The sequence below is a fragment of the Streptomyces sp. NPDC005722 genome (genome assembly GCF_040630935.1).
In the GTDB taxonomy this organism is placed as follows: Bacteria; Actinomycetota; Actinomycetes; order Streptomycetales; family Streptomycetaceae; genus Actinacidiphila.
Genome location: NZ_JBEXYN010000004.1, coordinates 184,909 through 202,159, shown reverse-complemented (window position 1 = coordinate 202,159; position 17,251 = coordinate 184,909). Strand labels below are relative to the sequence as shown.

General features: G+C 74.4%; 16 protein-coding genes. 9 read left to right on the top strand and 7 right to left on the bottom strand.

All coding sequences use genetic code 11. The features are described 5' to 3' along the window. The first annotated feature begins 46 nt into the window (after positions 1-46). Complete coding sequence (locus tag ABZ479_RS06915; RefSeq protein ID WP_500460407.1) at positions 47-826, top strand: hypothetical protein; 780 nt, start codon at positions 47-49, stop codon at positions 824-826. A 3-nt stretch (positions 827-829) separates the two neighbouring features. Here the strand turns inward: ABZ479_RS06915 and ABZ479_RS06910 are convergent, their stop codons facing one another. Continuing rightward, on the bottom strand, positions 830-1,642 hold the full coding sequence (locus ABZ479_RS06910; RefSeq protein ID WP_500460406.1) for a GntR family transcriptional regulator: 813 nt from the start codon (positions 1,640-1,642) through the stop codon (positions 830-832). A gap of 388 nt (positions 1,643-2,030) precedes the next feature. Here ABZ479_RS06910 and ABZ479_RS06905 point away from each other — a divergent pair, with 388 nt between their 5' ends. After that, positions 2,031-3,068, top strand: coding sequence for a DUF2637 domain-containing protein (locus ABZ479_RS06905; RefSeq protein ID WP_500460405.1), 1,038 nt, complete (start codon positions 2,031-2,033; stop codon positions 3,066-3,068). A 118-nt stretch (positions 3,069-3,186) separates the two neighbouring features. On the opposite strand, the gene ABZ479_RS06900 is transcribed toward ABZ479_RS06905, so the two are convergent. Further along, positions 3,187-3,636, bottom strand: a complete 450-nt coding sequence (locus ABZ479_RS06900; protein WP_500460404.1) for an ATP-binding protein — start codon at positions 3,634-3,636, stop codon at positions 3,187-3,189. A 146-nt stretch (positions 3,637-3,782) separates the two neighbouring features. On the opposite strand from ABZ479_RS06900, the gene ABZ479_RS06895 reads away from it, so the two are divergent. Both ABZ479_RS06895 and ABZ479_RS06890 read left to right on the top strand, forming a co-directional pair. Next, the gene (locus ABZ479_RS06895) at positions 3,783-4,436 is read left to right on the top strand and encodes a GntR family transcriptional regulator (protein WP_500460403.1); all 654 of its coding nucleotides are present in this window, start codon (positions 3,783-3,785) and stop codon (positions 4,434-4,436) included. A gap of 2 nt (positions 4,437-4,438) precedes the next feature. Further along, on the top strand, positions 4,439-4,939 hold the full coding sequence (locus ABZ479_RS06890) for an OsmC family protein (RefSeq protein ID WP_500460402.1): 501 nt from the start codon (positions 4,439-4,441) through the stop codon (positions 4,937-4,939). Between the two features lie 22 nt (positions 4,940-4,961). On the opposite strand, the gene ABZ479_RS06885 is transcribed toward ABZ479_RS06890, so the two are convergent. After that, positions 4,962-6,380 (bottom strand): glycoside hydrolase family 47 protein, encoded by a 1,419-nt coding sequence (locus ABZ479_RS06885; protein ID WP_500460401.1) that lies wholly within the window; start codon positions 6,378-6,380, stop codon positions 4,962-4,964. A gap of 90 nt (positions 6,381-6,470) precedes the next feature. On the opposite strand from ABZ479_RS06885, the gene ABZ479_RS06880 reads away from it, so the two are divergent. Beyond that, positions 6,471-9,656 (top strand): alpha-mannosidase, encoded by a 3,186-nt coding sequence (locus tag ABZ479_RS06880; RefSeq protein WP_500460399.1) that lies wholly within the window; start codon positions 6,471-6,473, stop codon positions 9,654-9,656. Here the strand turns inward: ABZ479_RS06880 and ABZ479_RS06875 are convergent. Next, positions 9,614-11,086, bottom strand: a complete 1,473-nt coding sequence (locus ABZ479_RS06875; RefSeq protein WP_500460397.1) for a protein phosphatase 2C domain-containing protein — start codon at positions 11,084-11,086, stop codon at positions 9,614-9,616. The genes ABZ479_RS06880 and ABZ479_RS06875 overlap by 43 nt on opposite strands. Before the next feature lie 224 nt (positions 11,087-11,310). On the opposite strand from ABZ479_RS06875, the gene ABZ479_RS06870 reads away from it, so the two are divergent. From ABZ479_RS06870 to ABZ479_RS06855, 4 genes are all read left to right on the top strand, one after another. After that, positions 11,311-12,300, top strand: a complete 990-nt coding sequence (locus tag ABZ479_RS06870) for a helix-turn-helix domain-containing protein (RefSeq protein WP_500460395.1) — start codon at positions 11,311-11,313, stop codon at positions 12,298-12,300. 80 nt (positions 12,301-12,380) lie between these two features. Beyond that, positions 12,381-12,863 (top strand): DUF456 domain-containing protein, encoded by a 483-nt coding sequence (locus ABZ479_RS06865; RefSeq protein ID WP_500460394.1) that lies wholly within the window; start codon positions 12,381-12,383, stop codon positions 12,861-12,863. Positions 12,864-13,027: 164 nt separating this feature from the next. Then, complete coding sequence (locus tag ABZ479_RS06860; RefSeq protein WP_500460393.1) at positions 13,028-13,849, top strand: polysaccharide deacetylase family protein; 822 nt, start codon at positions 13,028-13,030, stop codon at positions 13,847-13,849. 115 nt (positions 13,850-13,964) lie between these two features. Beyond that, the gene (locus tag ABZ479_RS06855; RefSeq protein WP_500460391.1) at positions 13,965-15,014 is read left to right on the top strand and encodes a LacI family DNA-binding transcriptional regulator; all 1,050 of its coding nucleotides are present in this window, start codon (positions 13,965-13,967) and stop codon (positions 15,012-15,014) included. A gap of 11 nt (positions 15,015-15,025) precedes the next feature. On the opposite strand, the gene ABZ479_RS06850 is transcribed toward ABZ479_RS06855, so the two are convergent. The 3 genes from ABZ479_RS06850 to ABZ479_RS06840 all read right to left on the bottom strand — a co-directional run bounded on the left by ABZ479_RS06850 (position 15,026) and on the right by ABZ479_RS06840 (position 17,094). Continuing rightward, positions 15,026-15,415 (bottom strand): hypothetical protein, encoded by a 390-nt coding sequence (locus ABZ479_RS06850; RefSeq protein ID WP_499601996.1) that lies wholly within the window; start codon positions 15,413-15,415, stop codon positions 15,026-15,028. Between the two features lie 85 nt (positions 15,416-15,500). Beyond that, positions 15,501-15,938, bottom strand: coding sequence for a roadblock/LC7 domain-containing protein (locus ABZ479_RS06845; RefSeq protein WP_500460390.1), 438 nt, complete (start codon positions 15,936-15,938; stop codon positions 15,501-15,503). A gap of 103 nt (positions 15,939-16,041) precedes the next feature. Next, positions 16,042-17,094, bottom strand: a complete 1,053-nt coding sequence (locus ABZ479_RS06840; RefSeq protein WP_500460389.1) for a MarR family transcriptional regulator — start codon at positions 17,092-17,094, stop codon at positions 16,042-16,044. Positions 17,095-17,251: the final 157 nt, after the last annotated feature.

Sequence of the window (17,251 nt, the reverse complement as noted above, 5' to 3'; positions counted from 1 at the left end):
CCGGCTCAATGACGCGCTTCGGGGAGGGCAAGTGGCGGACACCGCCATGTCGGACGCAGAGGTGGGACCGAACGCGCCGGGTGGCGGAACGCCGCCCGACGTGACGCGGCTGCGGGGCCGCGGTTGCTGGACGGAGGCCGCGCTGTTGCTCGCCCCGCACGCGGAGCGGCTGCCGGCGGAGGCGACCCGGCGGGCGGCGCTGCTGATCGAGCGCTGCATGTTCACCCTGGACGGCTGGGCGGAGGCCGAGGACGCGCTGCGCACGGCGGAGGCCCTGGCCCGTACGGACGACGAGCGCGGCGAGGCCGCCTGCGAACGCGGCAACCTGGCGTACCTGGCGACGCTCTTCGGGCTCCGCGACCGGGCGGACGAGGCGCGGGCGGCGCTGATGCGCAGTGCGGCGCTGCTGGCGCCGGGGGCGGCCGGGCGGCCGCTGCTGGACTTCCGGCGCGGTCTGGTCGCGGAGAACCTGGGCGACGACCCGGCCGCGGCACGGGCCGCGTACCGCCGGGCGCACGCGGGGGCGGTCGCCCACGACGACGTGCTGTTGACCTCGTACACCTGGCGGCACCTGGCCGGGCTGGCGGCCCGTGACGGGGACGTCGCCGAGGCGCGGCACGGGTTCGCCGAGTCGCTGCGGATCCGGGTGGAGCTCGGCTACGCGGTCGGGGTCGCGCCGGCCCTGACGGCGCTGGCCGGGGTGTCGCCGGAGCCGGAGGCGGAGCGGCTGCGCGCGGAGGCGGCGCGGTTGTTCCGGACGCTGGGCGGTGTGCCCGTGTGGCTCGCCCGGGAGCTGGAGCCGGAGGCGGCGGGGGACGCGGGCTGAGCGTCACGCCCCGGAGAAGTGCTCCCGCACCAGTGACTCGACGGCGGCGAGGTCGCCGGAGACCAGTGCCTCCAGCAGTGCCGCGTGCTGCGTGGCGTCGGCGACCAGGCGGGAGCTGATGCCACGCACCGGCGCCGCGCCGGGGCGGGCGTGGCCGTGGTCCTCGGTGACCGGCCACTGCGACCTGCGGTGCAGCTCGTCCGCCACGGCCACGAGCTGCCGGTTGCCGGACAGCTCCAGCAGGGCACGGTGGAAGACCCGGTCCGCCTCGGCGTAGGCGGCGCGGTCGCCGAGGGCCGCGGCGGCCACCGTGGCCTCGGCGAGCGGGCGCAGCTGCTCCCAGCGGGACGCGGGAAGGGTGCGGGCCATCCGCAGCACGACGGGGACCTCCAGGAGCGCGCGCACCTCGGCGAGCTCGGCGAGGTCCCGCCTGCTGCGCTCGGCGACCCGGAAGCCCTTGTTCGGCATGGCCTCCACGGCGCCCTCGCGGGCCAGCAGCTGCATCGCCTCGCGCACCGGGGTGGCGGAGACGCCGAAGCGCTCGGCGAGCGCGGGCGCGGAGTACACGGCCCCGGGGCGCAGCTCGCCGGTGAGCAGGGCGCCGCGCAGGGCGCGCAGGACCTGGTCCCGCACGGTGTGCCGCTCGGGCATCCGGCGCGGCCGGGGGAACCCCTCGTCGCGCTCCGGGGCGGCCCCGGTGCCGGGGTCGGCGTGCGGGTGGGCGCCCCGGACCCGCTCGTCGTGACCGGGGGGCAGCCCGGGGGCCGCGGCGGTGGGCGCCGCGGGGCGCCGCTGGGCGCGGGGGGCGTACTCCACAGGGGCTCCTTCGGGCAGTCGTGTGCGCTGGCGCACTCCCGCGGGGAATGTGCGCCGCCCTCTATTGCAACACGCTCGGCGACCGGCTTCGAGCCCCCGGAGTGACGGCTCCGCCCGGAGCAAGATCGCCCGAGGTATGGCACCCCTCATGTGGATCTTTCTCCCCATGTCATCTGATCACCCGTCAGGTCACAGGTTTCAACTCGATCAACTGAACCAAACCCGCTACCCAGTTCGAGTATTCTGACGATCTCGTCCCACGCCACCCCTCCGTTGGCGTTCTCTTGCCCTGAAACCGCATCACGCGTCCGAGGCGTTCGCCAGGATGGCGCGCGGACGCCGTCTCGCGGCCCGAGCGCGACGGTACTGCGACGCAAGGAATCGCACGATGAGACTTACGGACATAACGCTGGACTGGGCGCTCCCGTGCGCCGTCGGTCTGGCGGTCCTCGCCGCCGCCGCGGTGTTCCTGCGCAACCGCAAGGCCCGCAAGGATGACGCGGGCCAGGCCGATTCCTGGGAGCGCGCCGAGGAGCGCCGCCGCAAGAAGGAGGCCCTGTACGGCACGGCCTCGTACGTCCTGCTCTTCGGGTGCGCCTCGGTCGCCGCCGCCCTGTCCTTCCACGGCCTGGTCGGCTTCGGACAGCAGAACCTCGGCCTCTCCGGCGGCTGGGAGTACCTGGTGCCCTTCGGGCTCGACGGCGCCGCGATGTTCTGCTCGGTGCTCGCCGTCCGCGAGGCGAGCCACGGTGACGCCGCGCTGGGCTCGCGGCTGCTGGTGTGGCTGTTCGCGGGCGCGGCGGCCTGGTTCAACTGGGTGCACGCCCCGCGCGGCGGCGGCCACGCCGGCGCCCCGGAGTTCTTCGCGGGCATGTCGCTGTCCGCGGCGGTGCTCTTCGACCGCGCGCTGAAGCAGACCCGCCGGGCCGCCCTGCGCGAGCAGGGGCTGATCCCGCGGCCGCTGCCGCAGATCCGCATGGTCCGCTGGCTGCGCGCGCCCCGCGAGACGTACGGCGCCTGGTCGTTGATGCTGCTCGAGGGCGTCCGCACCCTGGACGAGGCCGTCGAGGAGGTCCGCGAGGAGCGCGCCCGCAAGGAGCAGGAGGCCATCCGCCGCCGCGAGCACGAGCGCCTGGAGCGGGCCCGCATCAAGGCGATCAACCGGCAGCACCGGATCTGGAACCGCGGCGGCAGCAAGTACGAGCTGCCCTCCTCGGCCGCGGCCGGCGCCCAGTCCGGCGCGGAGCCTGCCATAGAACCGGAGAAGGCCGAACTGCCCTCGCGCTCCCGGCCCGCCCTGTCGCCCGTACGTGAGGAGACCGCCCGTACGACGATCGACCTCACCGCCGAGGACGACACGATGGCGCTCCCCAAGCTGGACTCGCTGGAGCGCAAGCTCGCCGCCCTGGAGCGCCAGTACGGCTGATAACCCGCGCATGTGACGTCTCATCGGTTCGCTGCCCCGGCCCGGAATCCCGGCCGGGGCAGCGGCGTTCCGGGGCAAGGGGCGTGGACGGGTCGCGGGCGGGGCGTTCGCGGGCGGGTCAGCGGGCCCCGGCGTCGAGTTCGAACCAGACGATCTTCCCGGTGCCGTCGCCGTCGGGGCGCACTCCCCAGGCGTCGGCGAGCGACTGGACGAGCAGCAGTCCGCGGCCCGAGGTACGGCGGTCGGAGGGGGCGCGCAGCCGCGGGTGGCGGGTGGTGAAGTCGCGTACCTCGACGCGCAGTCGGCAGGCGGCGCCGGGCTGCAGCGTCACGGTGAGGACGGCGCCGCGGTCGGTGTGGCGCAGGGCGTTGGTGACGAGTTCGGTGGTGAGGAGTTCCGCCGTGTCGGCGAGGGCGGGCACGCCCCAGCTCCGTAACGCCTCGCGCAGCAGCCTGCGCACATCGGCGACGGCCGGCAGGTCTGCGTGCTGGAGGGGCCGGTGCAGGCGGCGCGCCTCGACGGGCCCCCCGGCCTCCCTGCCGCCCGGCTGGACAGGCTGACGTTCCATCGGCTCCGCTCCGGCCGCTGACGCCCTTTCGGGTTCGAACATCTACGCGCAATGCATGCCCCACCGCGACCACGTCCAGTCATGGACCGGGGACGGAGCGCTCACAACCCATTGCATGCAATGCATGCAATGGATACAGTGGAGGGGTGCAGCAGACGGATGCCGCGCGCACGCGGCTGCGGGAACTGATCCTGGACGGGGTGTACGCCCCCGGCCAGCGCCTGACCGAGCTCGAGGCGGCGGCGGTGCTGGCGATGAGCCGTACGCCGGTGCGGGAGGCGTTCCGGGCGCTGGTCGCGGACGGGCTGGTGCGTTCCACGGGGCGCGGGGTGAGCGTCGTCGAACTGGGGCCGGAGGCCCTGCGGCACGCCTATGAGGTACGAGGAGTGCTGGAGGCCCTGACGGCGGAGCTGGCCGCGGAGCGGCAGCGGCGCGGGGAGCTGGCGCCCGCCGAACTGACCGCGCTGGAACGGCTCGCGGAACAGGCGGAGGAAGCCACGGCAGCCGGCCGGCAGGCCGAGGCCGTACGGCACAACCGACGCTTCCACACCCGCGTCGCCACCTTGTCGGCGAACCCGGTGGCCGCGGGATCGCTGGAGCGGCTGTGGGACCAGATACAGGTCTCCACGCAGCGATCGCTGGCCGCGCCGGAGCGCCCCGGCCAGGTCGCCGCCCAGCACCGCCGGCTGCTCGCCGCGATCGCCGCGGGCCGCGCCGCGGAGGCCCACGCGGCCGCCCGCGAGCACGTCATGGACACCTGTTCCGCCTACGAGCGGGACGGGACGGAGGAGGAGCGATAGCCGTGCCCGACATCAGCAAGCGCCACACCTACACCACCGAGGTCGTCTGGACCGGCAACCGGGGTGCGGGCACCAGCACGTACCGCGGCTACGGGCGGGAGCACGAGGTCACCGCCCCCGGTCTGCCCGTCCCCGCGATACCCGGCAGCTCGGACCCCGCCTTCCGCGGCGACCCCGCCCGCTGGAACCCCGAACAGCTGCTGCTCGCCGCGCTGTCGCAGTGCCACATGCTCTCCTACCTGCACGTGTGCACCGTCGCCGGAGTGGTCGTCACCTCCTACACCGACCGGGCCGAGGGCACGATGGAGGAGACCGGGGACGGCGGCGGCCACTTCACCCGTGCCCTGCTGCGGCCCCGGGTGGAGGTGGCCTCCGCCGCCATGGTGGACGCCGCCGTCACACTGCACGCCGAGGCCCAGCGGTTGTGCTTCATCGCCGGCTCGGTCAACTTCCCCGTGGACCACGAGGCGGAGGTGGCCGTCGCCGCGGCCGACCGGCCGTGATCCGGGGGCGGCCGCCCCCGGATCAGCGCAGTCCGCGCAGGACGTTGCCCTCGGTGGTGAGGTAGTGGGAGCGGTAGTCGAATCGGCGCGCCCGGGCGAACAGCAGGTAGTAGTACTTGGCGTTCTCGCTGAACCAGTAGGCGGGCGTCAGGTCGCCCAGCTTCATGGGACGGGCCGTCACGTCGCGCACCACGGTGTAGCCGTTGGCCACCTTGCAGTACTGCCTCTGCCGCCGGAACATCTCCGCGGCCCGCAGCCGGTAGAGGTCCTTGCCCGTGGCGAGCCACAGGAAGAGGCAGGAGTCCACGTACTCCGGACGCAGCGGGTAGGAGGCGTCCAGGGCGCGCATGCCGTGGTAGTCCAGGCTCTCGGGTGGCAGGCGGAAGGAGCGCAGGGCGGCGGCCCAGCTGTCGTGGTAGGCCTCGCCCTCGGCGACGCGGCCGCTCTGGGCGAGCAGTCCCGCGTAGAAGGCGGTCAGTTCGGACTGCGCGTGCCCGGTGGCGGCGCCCGTGCGCATGTCGGCCTGGCGGAACCAGAGCCGTCCGGAGCGGCGCTCGGTCAAGTGCCGCAGGACGGCGGCGGTGAGCGTGGTGTACCAGGTGCGCAGCTCCTCGTCCCGGTACAGCTCCCAGCCGTCCCAGAGGTACTCGTAGAAGGAGTCGACGGGCGGGTCGAGGGTGGCGGTGGTGCCGGTCCAGGCGCCGGTCTCGACGTTCATGCCGGTGCCGAGCAGGTTCAGCCGCGAGCGGCGGTCGTAGACGGCGCGCAGGGCCTTCTTCGCCGCGTCGTAGTACTTGCGGTCGCCGGTGAGCCGGGACAGCTCGCCGAACTCGGTGATGCAGGTGCCGATCTCGGCGAGGTAGTTCTCCTTGCCGGAGACCGCGCCGGTGGCCAGGTTCACGTAGCGGTAGGGCGCCCCGGTGGGCGAGCGGGTGAAGGCGGGCAGCAGCCGGTCCGCCAGTTCGCGGGCGCGGTCGAGCAGGACCGTGTCCTTGGTGGCCAGGTGCCCCGAGAGCAGCCCGCCAACCAGGCGGATGATTGTCTCGAAGACCTGCACGGGCGCGTCCTGCCCGAGCACGAGGTCGTCGCGCACCCACTGGACGCCGGCGTCCAGCTCCTCGTCCAGTTCCATCAGGTAGAGGGTGTCCAGCGACTCGACGATCGTCAGGCCGAGGGTGCTGCCGGGGATGAAGAAGTCCGAGCCGGTACCGGCGACCGGCCGCAACTCGTCGCGTCCCCAGGCGAGTCTGCGGTAGGCGTCCCAGGCGCTGCGGAACTCGGTGACGGACGCCCGGGCGAGCGCGGCGTACGGTTCGGCCGCCGCGGCCGCCCCCGTACCGGGCAGGGACACGGCGGGCACGGCCGCGAGGGGGGCGAGCCGGGCTGCCGCACCGAGGAACCTGCGCCGGGAGAGTCCGCGGGGACGCGCGATTTTTCTCATGCCACGAAAACCCCGTCCGCCTTCAGGGCGTTACGGGACACCACCGCATTGACGGGGAATCCATCCGGTGAGCCGACCCGAGGAGCTGAGATGCACGACGACCGTCTGCTGGTCGAGGGCCGTCTGACCAGGGCCATGAACCAGTTCGTGCGGCCCGCCCGCTACGCCGACCGGGTGCCGCTGGGCATGTCGGCCTGGCACGTGGAGGACCGGAGGGGGGAGCCCCCGCCGGTCGGCGAGGCGCTGACGGCCTGGTCGAACGGAAGGTTCGAACCGTTCTCCGTGGGCACGCCCTGGGGGCCGCCGTGGTCGACCAGCTGGTTCCGGCTGGAGGGCACGGTGCCGGCGGCGTGGGCGGGCCGCCGGGTGGAGGCCGTGATCGACCCGGGGTTCGGGAACGACGGCCCGGGCTTCGTGGCCGAGGGGATGGTGTACGACGCCGAGGGGGTGCCGGTCAAGGGCGTCCACCCGCTCAACCGGCACGTCCCGGTGGCCTCCCCTGCCGCCGGGGGCGAACGGGTGAACCTCCTGCTGGAGGCGGCGGCCAACCCCGCCGTGCTGCGCGACTGGCTGCCGACCCCACTGGGCGACGTGCTGACCGCCGGGGCGGAACCGCTGTACCGCTTCGACACCGCCGAACTGGCCGTCCTGGACGAGGACGTCTGGCACCTCGTGCTGGACGTCGAGGTCCTCGAGGGCCTGATGCACGAGCTGGACTTCCACGACCCGCGCCGCCACGAGATCCTGCGCGCTCTGGAGGACGCCCTGGACGCGCTGGACCTGCACGACGTGCACGGCACCGCCGCCGACGCCCGCCGCGAGCTGGCCGGGGCGCTCTCCCGTCCCGCGCACGCCGGAGCCCACCATGTCTCGGCGACCGGCCACGCGCACATCGACTCGGCGTGGCTGTGGCCGCTGCGGGAGACCGTCCGCAAGGCCTCGCGCACCTTCGCCAACGTCACCGCGCTCGCCCGTGACTACCCCGAGCTGGTCTTCGCCTGCTCGCAGGCCCAGCAGTACGCCTGGGTGAAGGAGCACCAGCCGGTGGTGTGGCAGCGCATCCAGCAGGCCGTCAGGAACGGCAACTGGGCGCCCGTCGGTTCCATGTGGGTCGAATCCGACGCCAACATGCCCGGCGGCGAGGCGCTGGCCCGGCAGCTCGTCCACGGCAAGCGCTTCTTCCTCGACGAACTGGGCGTGGAGACCGAGGAGATCTGGCTGCCGGACTCCTTCGGCTACACCGCCGCCTTCCCGCAGCTGGCGAAGCTCGCCGGGGTCCGCTGGTTCCTCACCCAGAAGCTGTCCTGGAACCAGACCAACAAGATGCCGCACCACACCTTCTGGTGGGAGGGCATCGACGGCACGCGCGTGTTCACCCACTTCCCGCCCGTCGACACCTACAACTCGCAGCTCTCCGGCCGCGAACTGGCGCACGCGGTCCGCAACTTCGCCGAGAAGGGGCGCGCCACGCGGTCCATGGTGCCGTTCGGCTGGGGGGACGGCGGTGGCGGTCCCACCCGGGAGATGCTGGAGAAGGCGCGCCGGCTGCGTTCCCTGGAGGGGTCGCCCCGGGTGGAGATCGAGAAGCCGGCCGCCTTCTTCACGGCTGCCGAGGCCGAGTACGGCGAGCGTGCCCCGGTGTGGTCGGGAGAGCTCTACCTGGAGCTGCACCGCGCGACGTACACCACGCAGGCCAGGACCAAGCAGGGCAACCGACGCAGTGAGCACCTGCTGCGCGAGGCCGAGTTGTGGTGCACGGCGGCCGCGCTGGAGGCGCCGTCCTCGTACGTCTACCCGTACGAGGAGCTGGACCGGATCTGGAAGACGGTGCTGCTGCACCAGTTCCACGACATCCTGCCGGGCAGTTCCATCGCCTGGGTGCACCGCGAGGCGCGTGACACCTACGCGGAGGTGCGGGAGGAACTGGAGGCCCTCCTCGCGGCGGCGGTGCGGGCGCTGGGCGGCAACGGGTCCCAGGACTCCCCCGCCCTGCTCAACGCCTCGCCGTACGCACGGCAGGAGGTGGTCGAGTTGGACGCCGACGCCGCGGCGGCCCTGCCGGCGGACAGTGGCGCTCAGCCCCTGCCGGACGGCCGGGTGGCGGTGGCGGTCGGCGTCCCGGCGCTGGGCACCACGGCCCTCGGGGGCCGGCCGGAGGTCGTGGACGAGCCGGTGCGCGTCGTGCGGGAGGACGGGCTGATCGTGCTCGGCAACGGCCTGCTGCGGGTCGCCGTCGACACGGACGGGCTGCTGGCCTCGGTGCGCGACCTGACCGCCGGACGGGAGGTGCTGGCGCCAGGGGCGCGCGGCAACCTGCTGCAACTGCACCCCGACCACCCGACCAAGTGGGACGCCTGGGACATCGACCGCCACTACCGGCGCAAGCACACCGACCTGACGTCGGCGGAGTCGGTCGAACTCGTCGAGGAGGGGCCGCTGCGGGCCTCCGTGCGGGTCGTGCGCGCCTTCGGCGGCAGCCGCGTCGTCCAGGAGCTCCGGCTGTCCGCGGGCAGCCGCCGGCTGGACGTGCTCACGGAAGTGGACTGGCACGAGTCGGAGAAGGTGCTGAAGGCGTGCTTCCCGCTGGACGTGCTCGCCGAGCGCTCCACCGCGGAGATCCAGTTCGGGCACGTGCACCGCCCCACGCACGTCAACACCGGCTGGGACGCGGCCCGGTTCGAGATCTGTGCGCACCGCTGGCTGCACGTCGGCGAGCCCGGCTACGGGATCGCGCTGCTCAACGACTCCACCTACGGCCACGACGCGGGCCGTACCGGCACCGACACCACCGTCCGGCTCACCCTGCTGCGCGCCCCGCACAGCCCCGATCCGCACACCGACCAGGGCACGCACCGCTTCCGCTACGCGCTGCTGCCCGGAGCGGCGGTGGGCGACGCGGTCGCGGAGGGACTCGCGCTCAACCTGCCGCTGCGGCGGGCGGATGCACTGCCGTCGCTGCGGCCGCTGCTGCGGGCCGGCCATCCCGGCATCACCGTGGAGTCGGTCAAGCTCGCCGACGACCGCTCCGGTGACGTGGTGGTGCGCCTGTACGAGTCGCGGGGGGACCGCGCCTCGGGCACGCTCGCCACGGACTTCCCCCTGGTCCGTGCCCAGGTCACCGACCTGCTGGAACGGCCGCTCGGGGACGCCGGGCGCGACGGCGACGCGGTCGCCGTCGCGCTGCGCCCCTTCCAGGTCCTGACGCTGCGGCTCACCCCGGGGCCGCGTCGGGGTCAGGCGTCCCAGACGGCGACGGCCGTGCGGTCGTCGGCGTAGCCCTTGACCCTGGTCTGGGTGTCGCCGAGGAAGGCCGGCAGTCCCGGCGGCTCGGCGGCACCCCAGCGCTGCGTGAGGCGGCCGACGAGGGCGGGCTCGCCGCGCAGCGGCCCGGCCAGGCCGCCGCTGCACAGCAGCAGGGTGTCGCCGGAACGCGCCACGGAGGCACGGAAGCGGAAGCGCACGGCCGGGCTGTCCTCGGTCTCGGCGCGCTCGTCGGGCCGCCAGGGGTCGAGGTCCTGCCACTCGCCGCCGCGGATGCGGTAGAGCCCGCCGTCGCCGACGCCGAAGAAGAGCCGGATGCGGCAGTCGGGGTCGGCGGGCAGCAGCAGGCAGCGCAGGGTGGCGCTGTACTCCACCGGGTCCAGGCCGAGGTCCTCGCCGCGGGCGCGCAGCCGTCCGTAGCAGCGGTCGGTGAGCCGGTGCAGCCCGGACTTCAGGGAGCCCCGGCGGGAGGCGCGGATGTCCTCGCTGAGCCGCGCGTGGCTGCGGCCGACGGCCGCCGCCATCCAGGTGCAGGCGTCGCGGGCCGCGCGGTGGGCGGTGTCCGAGGTGCGCGGGCCGGTGGCGACCGCGATCAGCAGCATCGCGTCGTCGCCGGCGCCGAAGCGGGCGGTCAGGACGGCGTCGCGGCGCGGCTCGCCCCGGTAGCGGGCGGAGTCGCCGCGCACCGAGGCCGTACGGACCGTCAGCAGCCCGTAGCGGGCGCCGTCGAGTTCGGTGTCCGGGACGAGGTCGTCGAGGGCGTCGGGGTCGGCCGCCGGCCAGGCGGTGGGCTCGGGGTCGTACGTGGGCGGGCCGTCGCCGACGTAGGGCACCCCGGGGAGCGTGGGCTCGGGCAGGGCGGCCGGTGCGGACCCGGCCACGGGGGCGGCGGGCGCCGGGGGTCCCGGGGGCGCCGCCGACCGCGGGGGCTCCGGGGCGGGTTCGGCCGGGGCCCAGCCCGGCGGCAGTCCGGGCGGTGCCGGGGCCGCTTCGGGCGCCGCCGACGAGGGGGGCGGCCCCTGGTACTGCCAGGGGCGCGGGGCGGGCGGCGGGCCGGCCGCCGGCGGGCCCGGACGGCGCAGCCGCAGGGTGTCGGGCGGGCCGGCGTCGTCCGCGTCGGTGCCGTGCCCGGACCGGCCGGTGGAGGCCGCGCCCGGAGCGGCGCCGGCGCTACGGTCGTCGCCGGGCGCGGCGGGCGCGGCGGGCGCGGCGGGCGGTTCCGTCTCCCACGAAACGGTCTCCTGCGCGGCGGTCTCCTGCGGTCCGGCCTGCCGCGGCACCGTGGCGGCATCGCCGTCCGCCTCCTCGCCGAGCGCGGAGAGCGCCGAGCTGTAACGGTCGTCGAGCGTGTCGCCGGGCTCGCGCCCCGCGGGGTCGGGCTGCCCGTACAACTGCCGCCACCACTGGTCCTCTTGGCGGCGGTCCGTCTCCCCCTGCTGACTCATGCCCCTATTGTCCACCGGCGGGCGCGCGGGGGAACAGGGTTCGGGCACGCGAATGGTCCGACGGGCGGCCGGCCCCCTCCTCGGGCCGCACGTCGGACGATCCAGTGGGGACACCTTGCCAGCACAGGGGTTCGAGCAGGGATGATGGCGGGCGGCGGGATTACGCCATGGCTCATTTCCGCCATGCCCGCGTGTCGTGTCCCGCGGATCCGGAAGGGGTGCCCGTGCTCGGTGCCATAGGGCTGGACGATGCCCAGGAAGCGGCGTACCGCGCCCTCGTGGGGCTGGGGGCCGCCGAGGTCGTGGACCTCTCGCACCGGCTCGGCATGCCGGAGGACGAGGCGGCCAGGGTCCTGCGGCTGCTGGAGCGGCAGGGGCTGGTCGCGCGCTCCTCCGCCCGGCCCGGACGTTGGGTGGCCGCCCCGCCCACGGTCGCGCTGGGCGCCCTGCTCACCCAGCAGCGGCACCGGTTGGAGCAGGCCGAGATGACGGCCGCGGCGCTGGCGCAGGAGTACCGGGGCGTGGCGGCGGAGCCCTCGGCGCACGACCTGGTGGAGGTGGTGACGGGGGCCGGGGCGGTGGCGCACCGCTTCAACCAGCTCCAGCTGGGGGCGGAGAAGGAGGTCTGCGCCCTCGTGACGGGGACCCCGATGGTGGTGTCGGGGATGGAGAACACCGCCGAGGAGCTCGCCGCCGAACGCGGGGTGAGCTTCCGCGTGGTCGTCGAGCGCGAGGTCATCAGCGGCCCGAACGGCATCGCCGAACTCACCGCGGCGCTGGGCCGCGAGGAGCAGGTGCGGGTGGTGGAACGGGTGCCGACCAAGCTGGTGCTGGCCGACCGTTCGCTGGCGATGGTGCCCATGGCCCGGGACGCGGGCCGCCCCGCGGCGCTGGTCGTCCACGGCAGCGGGCTGCTGGACTCGCTGACGGCCCTGTTCGAGGGCGTCTGGCGCGAGGCCGTGCCGATCCGGCTGGGCACCGGGGGCGTTCCGCGGGAGGAGTCACCGGACGCGCCCGACGCCCTCGACCTGCAGATCCTGTCGCTGCTGCTGGCCGGGCTCACCGACGCCAGCGTCGCCAAGCAACTGGAGCTGGGGCTGCGGACGGTGCAGCGCCGGGTGAAGCGGCTGATGGAGCTCGCCGAGGTGTCGACCCGGCTGCAACTGGGCTGGCACGCGTACGAGCGGGGCTGGGTGGAACGCAGCCGCGGCTGAGGCGCCTTGACGCGGGGCGCCGCCCTACGAGGCCGGAAAACCATGGGGCGTCCGGGCCCGGCTTCCGGCACGCTGGGCCCATGGGGACCGGACAGCTGTGCCTGATCGGTGCCGTCATGCTGTCCGGACTGCTGGGCGTGCTCGTACCGGGCGCGCCGGGACCGCTGATGTGCTGGGCGGCGGTCCTGTGGTGGTCGACCCATCTGCACACGCCGCTGTCCTGGGGCGTCCTGGCGGCGGCGACCGGTGTGCTGCTGCTCAACCAGGCCGTCCAACTGCTGCTGCCCACCCGGTCGGTGCGGGAGGCCGGGGTGCCCCGGCGGGCCTTCCTGGTCGCGGGGCTGTGGGCCGTCGCCGGCTTCTTCCTGCTGCCGGTCGTGGGCGCGCCGGCCGGTTTCGCCCTCTCCCTCTACGGCGGCGAGCGGCTGCGGCTCGGCAGTCACGGCGCGGCCTGGTCCTCCACCCGTACGGCCATGCGCGCCGCCGGAACGGCGCTGCTGGTCGAGTTGTTCGCGTGCCTGCTGGTCGCCGGGGCCTGGCTGGCGGCCGTCCTCACCTCGTAAGCCGGCCCAGACCCGCCGGCCTCGGCCCGCTGCGTCGCCGTCCGTCGCCGTCCGTCGCCGGAATCGTCAGGGCTCCGTAACAGGCGGATCCCCCGACACCCCGCCCCCGTCATCCCGTGTGCAGGTGCGGGACACGGAACACGGGACGCGGGGAGTGGTGCGACATGGGGTGGAGCGGGATGCGCGGGACGAACGGCCGGGTGCTGGCAGCGGCGTTGGGCGTGGCGGGGGTGGCCGCGCTGGCGTCGGTGTGGACCGCCCAGGCGGGCACCGCCGACGGGCGGCAGGCGGCGGAACGTCCGGCGAGGCCCTCCGCCTCCGCCCCGCCGCGCCCCATACCGGGGCAGACCTCCGTGCCGGACGAGGCGCTGCCCGCGCCCGTGGTGAACATGGACATCGCCCACGCCTCCGACGAGGGCCCGCGGGGCGTCAACATCACCATCGACGACGGGCCGGACCCGCAGTGGACCCCGCAGGTCCTCCAGGTGCTGGCGGACAACGGGGTGAAGGCGACCTTCTGCATGGTCGGCACGCAGGCCCGGGCCCACCCCGACCTGGTGAAGGCCGTGGTGGCCGCCGGGCACCGGCTGTGCGACCACAGCGTCACGCACGACACCACGATGAACAGCAAGTCGCGGGAGTACCAGGCGAAGGAGATCCTGGACGCCGAGCGCATGATCACCCGCGCCTCGGGCGGCGTCCGCCCGCTGTACTACCGGGCTCCGGGCGGTGCCTTCACCCCGTACAGCCGCCAGTTGGCGGCGTCCCGCGGCATGCGCCCGCTGGGCTGGAACGTCGACTCCGAGGACTTCAAGCAGCCGGGCACGGCCACGCTGGTGTCCACCGTCGAGCACGAGATCCCCAACGGGCCCACCGTGCTCTTCCACGACGCGGGCGGGGACCGCGGCCAGACGGTCGAGGCGCTGCGGCAGGTGCTGCCCTGGCTCAAGCAGCAGGGCTACAGCTTCGGCTTCCCGGTGCGCTGACCGCCGGGAGACCCGTGGAGAGCGCTCTCAGAAACAGCCTCCGAGCTGCGGGGAGAGCGCTCTCTCCCCGCTCCCGGGAGGGACTACGCTGTTCCCGTCCCGAGAGGAGCACCCCTTGTCCGACCAGATCTCCGGAGCACGCCCGACGCTCGAGGCCGTCGCCGAACGGGCCGGGGTCTCCCGGGCCACCGTCTCCCGTGTGGTGAACGGCGGGACGGGGGTGCGCGAGGTGCTGGTGGAGAAGGTCCGCAAGGCCGTCGAGGAGCTGGGCTACGTACCCAACCAGGCGGCCCGTTCGCTGGTCACCCGGCGCACCGGGGCCGTCGCCGTCATCGTCGCGGAGCCGGAGACCCGGGTCTTCGCGGACCCCTTCTTCGCACAGCAGCTGCTCGGGATCAGCCGTGAGCTGGCGGTGCACGACTCGCAGCTGGTACTGCTGCTGGTGGAGGGCACGGCCGACTACGACCGCGTGGGCCGCTACCTGGCCGGCGGGCACGTGGACGGCGCGCTGGTCTTCTCGCTGCACGCCGAGGACCCGCTGCCCGGCATCATCCGCCGGATCGCGCTGCCCACCGTCTTCGGCGGGCGCCCCGGCTGGCCGGGGGCCGAGGGGGACCGCAGCCTGCTGTACGTGGACTCCGACAACCGCGGCGGGGCCCGCGAGGCGGTGCGCCACCTGGTCTCGCTGGGGCGGGAGCGGATCGCGACCGTCACCGGCCCCCTGGACCAGACCGCGTCGGTCGACCGGCTCGACGGCTACCACGACATCCTCATGGACGCCGACCCCCGCCTGGTCGTCGAGGGCGACTTCTCCGAGGCCGGCGGAGCGCGCGCCATGGCCGTGCTGCTGGACCGGGCACCGGACGTCGACGCCGTCTTCGTCGCCTCCGACCTCATGGCGTGCGGCGCGCTGCGGGTGCTGCGCGAGCGGGGCCGACGGGTGCCGGAGGACGTCGCGGTCGTGGGCTTCGACGACATGGCCTCGGTGGCCGAGCTGGCCGATCCCCCGCTGACGACGATCCGTCAGGAGATCGAGGAGATGGGCCGGTTGATGGTCAGGCTGCTCGTCCGCGGCCTGGAGCGGCGGGCGGAGGAGGACAGCGGCGGCCGTCCGCTGTCCTCGCTCGTCACCCCCACCCGGCTGGTGCGGCGCGCCAGCGCCTGACCGGCCGGGGCTCAGAACGCGCCCTGCTCCTTGACCACACGGCGGGCCTGGGCGAAGAGCATGCCCACGTTGACCGAACGGCGGCAGACGACGACGGCGACGACGTCCTCGTTCAGGTTGTTGCGCATGAACAGGTGGGTCAGGTTGTCGCTGTTGACCAGGATCTCCTGGAAGTAGTGCGCGTCGCTGGTGACCCCGCGGCGCTCCTTGAAGACGTCCTCGATCATCACGACCGTGCGTCCCTGGAAGAGGTCGAGGGTCGCCGCGGCGAGCAGGTCCAGGACCTCCGGCGGATGGCTGTCGACGGTGTCGACGGACAGCAACATGCCCGTCGACATGTCGACCACACCGGCGGCGAGGCAGTCGGGGACCTCCTGGCGCAGGGTCTTCACCAGGCCCATGACCTGGTCGGACAGGTTGCCGTGCGGGCGTTTTCCGGTGGTGCTCACAGCACTCCTTCTGCGGTCTTCGCGGGGGGCGGGGTCGTCATCCGAGGACCCCCTCGGGGTCGTACGCGGACTCCGGCGGCGCGGGCACGGCGCCCGGGCCGGGATCGGGTGCGAGCAGGATCGCGCCGATGCGCTCGACGGCGGACCTGGCCTCGACGTGCAACTGGGGGACGTTCACGCCCTCGTCGCCCACGACGACGAGGAGCGCGGTCTCGCCGACCGCGTAGACGGCGGTGTAGCCGCCGCTGCTGCAGGTCACGGTCCTGCGGAGCGGACCGCGCAGCGCCGCCGCGGCCATCCGCCGGGCGAGTCCCAGACTGGCCGCGGCCAGCGCGGCGAGCCCGTTGGGGTCGATGGCGTCCTCGGTGTCGGCGGCGATCAGCAGGCCGTCGACGGCCGCGACGGCCGTGTCGGTGACACCGACCACCCGGTCCCGCAAAGCGCGCATCTCGGCGACCAGGGCGTCATGATTCATGCACGTGCACCTCCTTGAATTCCCTTCGTTCGGTGTTCGGTCGGTCCCCGGGGATTCCGGTCACGGGGGAATCGGTCACGGGGAATCGGTCATGGCATTGCGGTCACGGGGAATCGGTCCGGCTCCGTCCTCGCGGCCGGAGAAATCCTTTCCAGCCCGTTTGCGGACGGCCGGCGTCGAGCGCCTCGCGAATGCCGCTGGCGCCCGGCTCACGGCGGGGCAGGCCCTCGGCGACCGGGGCCGCCGTGGGGACCTCGTCCGGCTTCCGGTCCGGTACGGGCGGGTACGGTCCCGGGTCCGGGACGTCCTGCGGGGGATCGGCGGACGGACGCGGCGCGGCGGGCCCGGCCGGCTCGGCGGGGAGCACGCCGAACGGATCGGGGGGCGGCTCCGGAGGGGGCGGCGGGACGGGGTCCGCGGCGGACGGCGGGGACGGATCCGCCGGGGATGGGGCCGGGACGGTCTCGACGAGGCCCTCGGCGCACATCCGGGCGACCTCCACGGTGATGGTGTAGACCCCGCGGCCGATGAGGAAAGCGATGTCCCGGGGGCTGCGGCGGCCGTTGGCGCAGCCGAGGATCTCGCGACGCACCGGGGCCAGCGGTTCGTCCGCCCACGCAGGCGGCCCCACGGCGGCGACCCGGTCACGGTCGGGGGAGACCGGGCGCGGCAGGGAGGCCAGTGCGGAGAGCCGGCGACCGGCCTCCACCAGCAGTTCCTCCGGCTCCACGCCGGGGGCCAGGCCCGCCGGCAGGGCGGCCGGCACGGTTCCGGGCGCGTCGGGGTCAAAGGCGCAGTTGTCCAGCCGTCCGGCCAGTACGGCGAAGACCGCGTCCTGGACGGCCATCATGTGCAGCACCTGGAACTCGGCCGTGCCGAGCCGTCCCCCGGCGGCGATCGCCGCGCCCGGCCACAGCCCCGTTCCCGCGGCGTCGTGGGCGGCGTTCCACTCGTCGGCGTCGATGCGCCCGGAGCGGACGAGCAGCGTCCCGACCCCCGGCGCGCCGGGGCTCTCGACGGCCACCACCGCGCCGTCGAGCAGGTGGAAGGCCCCGCCGGGGCTGCCCTGCACCCGCAGCACACCGCTGGCCCGTTCGTCGTGGCACCTGGACAGCGCGCGGCCGAGCAGACCGTGAGCGGCATTCCGGGCGGGCACGGAACCCGATGGTGCCGAGGTCATCGCTCCCCTTGCTGCGTCTGTTCGGGCATACGGGCGGGCTCGCGGACGTACGGACGGGAGGCGCGGAAAAGCCGTACTCATGCACGAACATTCACGCCGGCGGGTAATTTCTAGCAGCCCTCCGACACCCCCC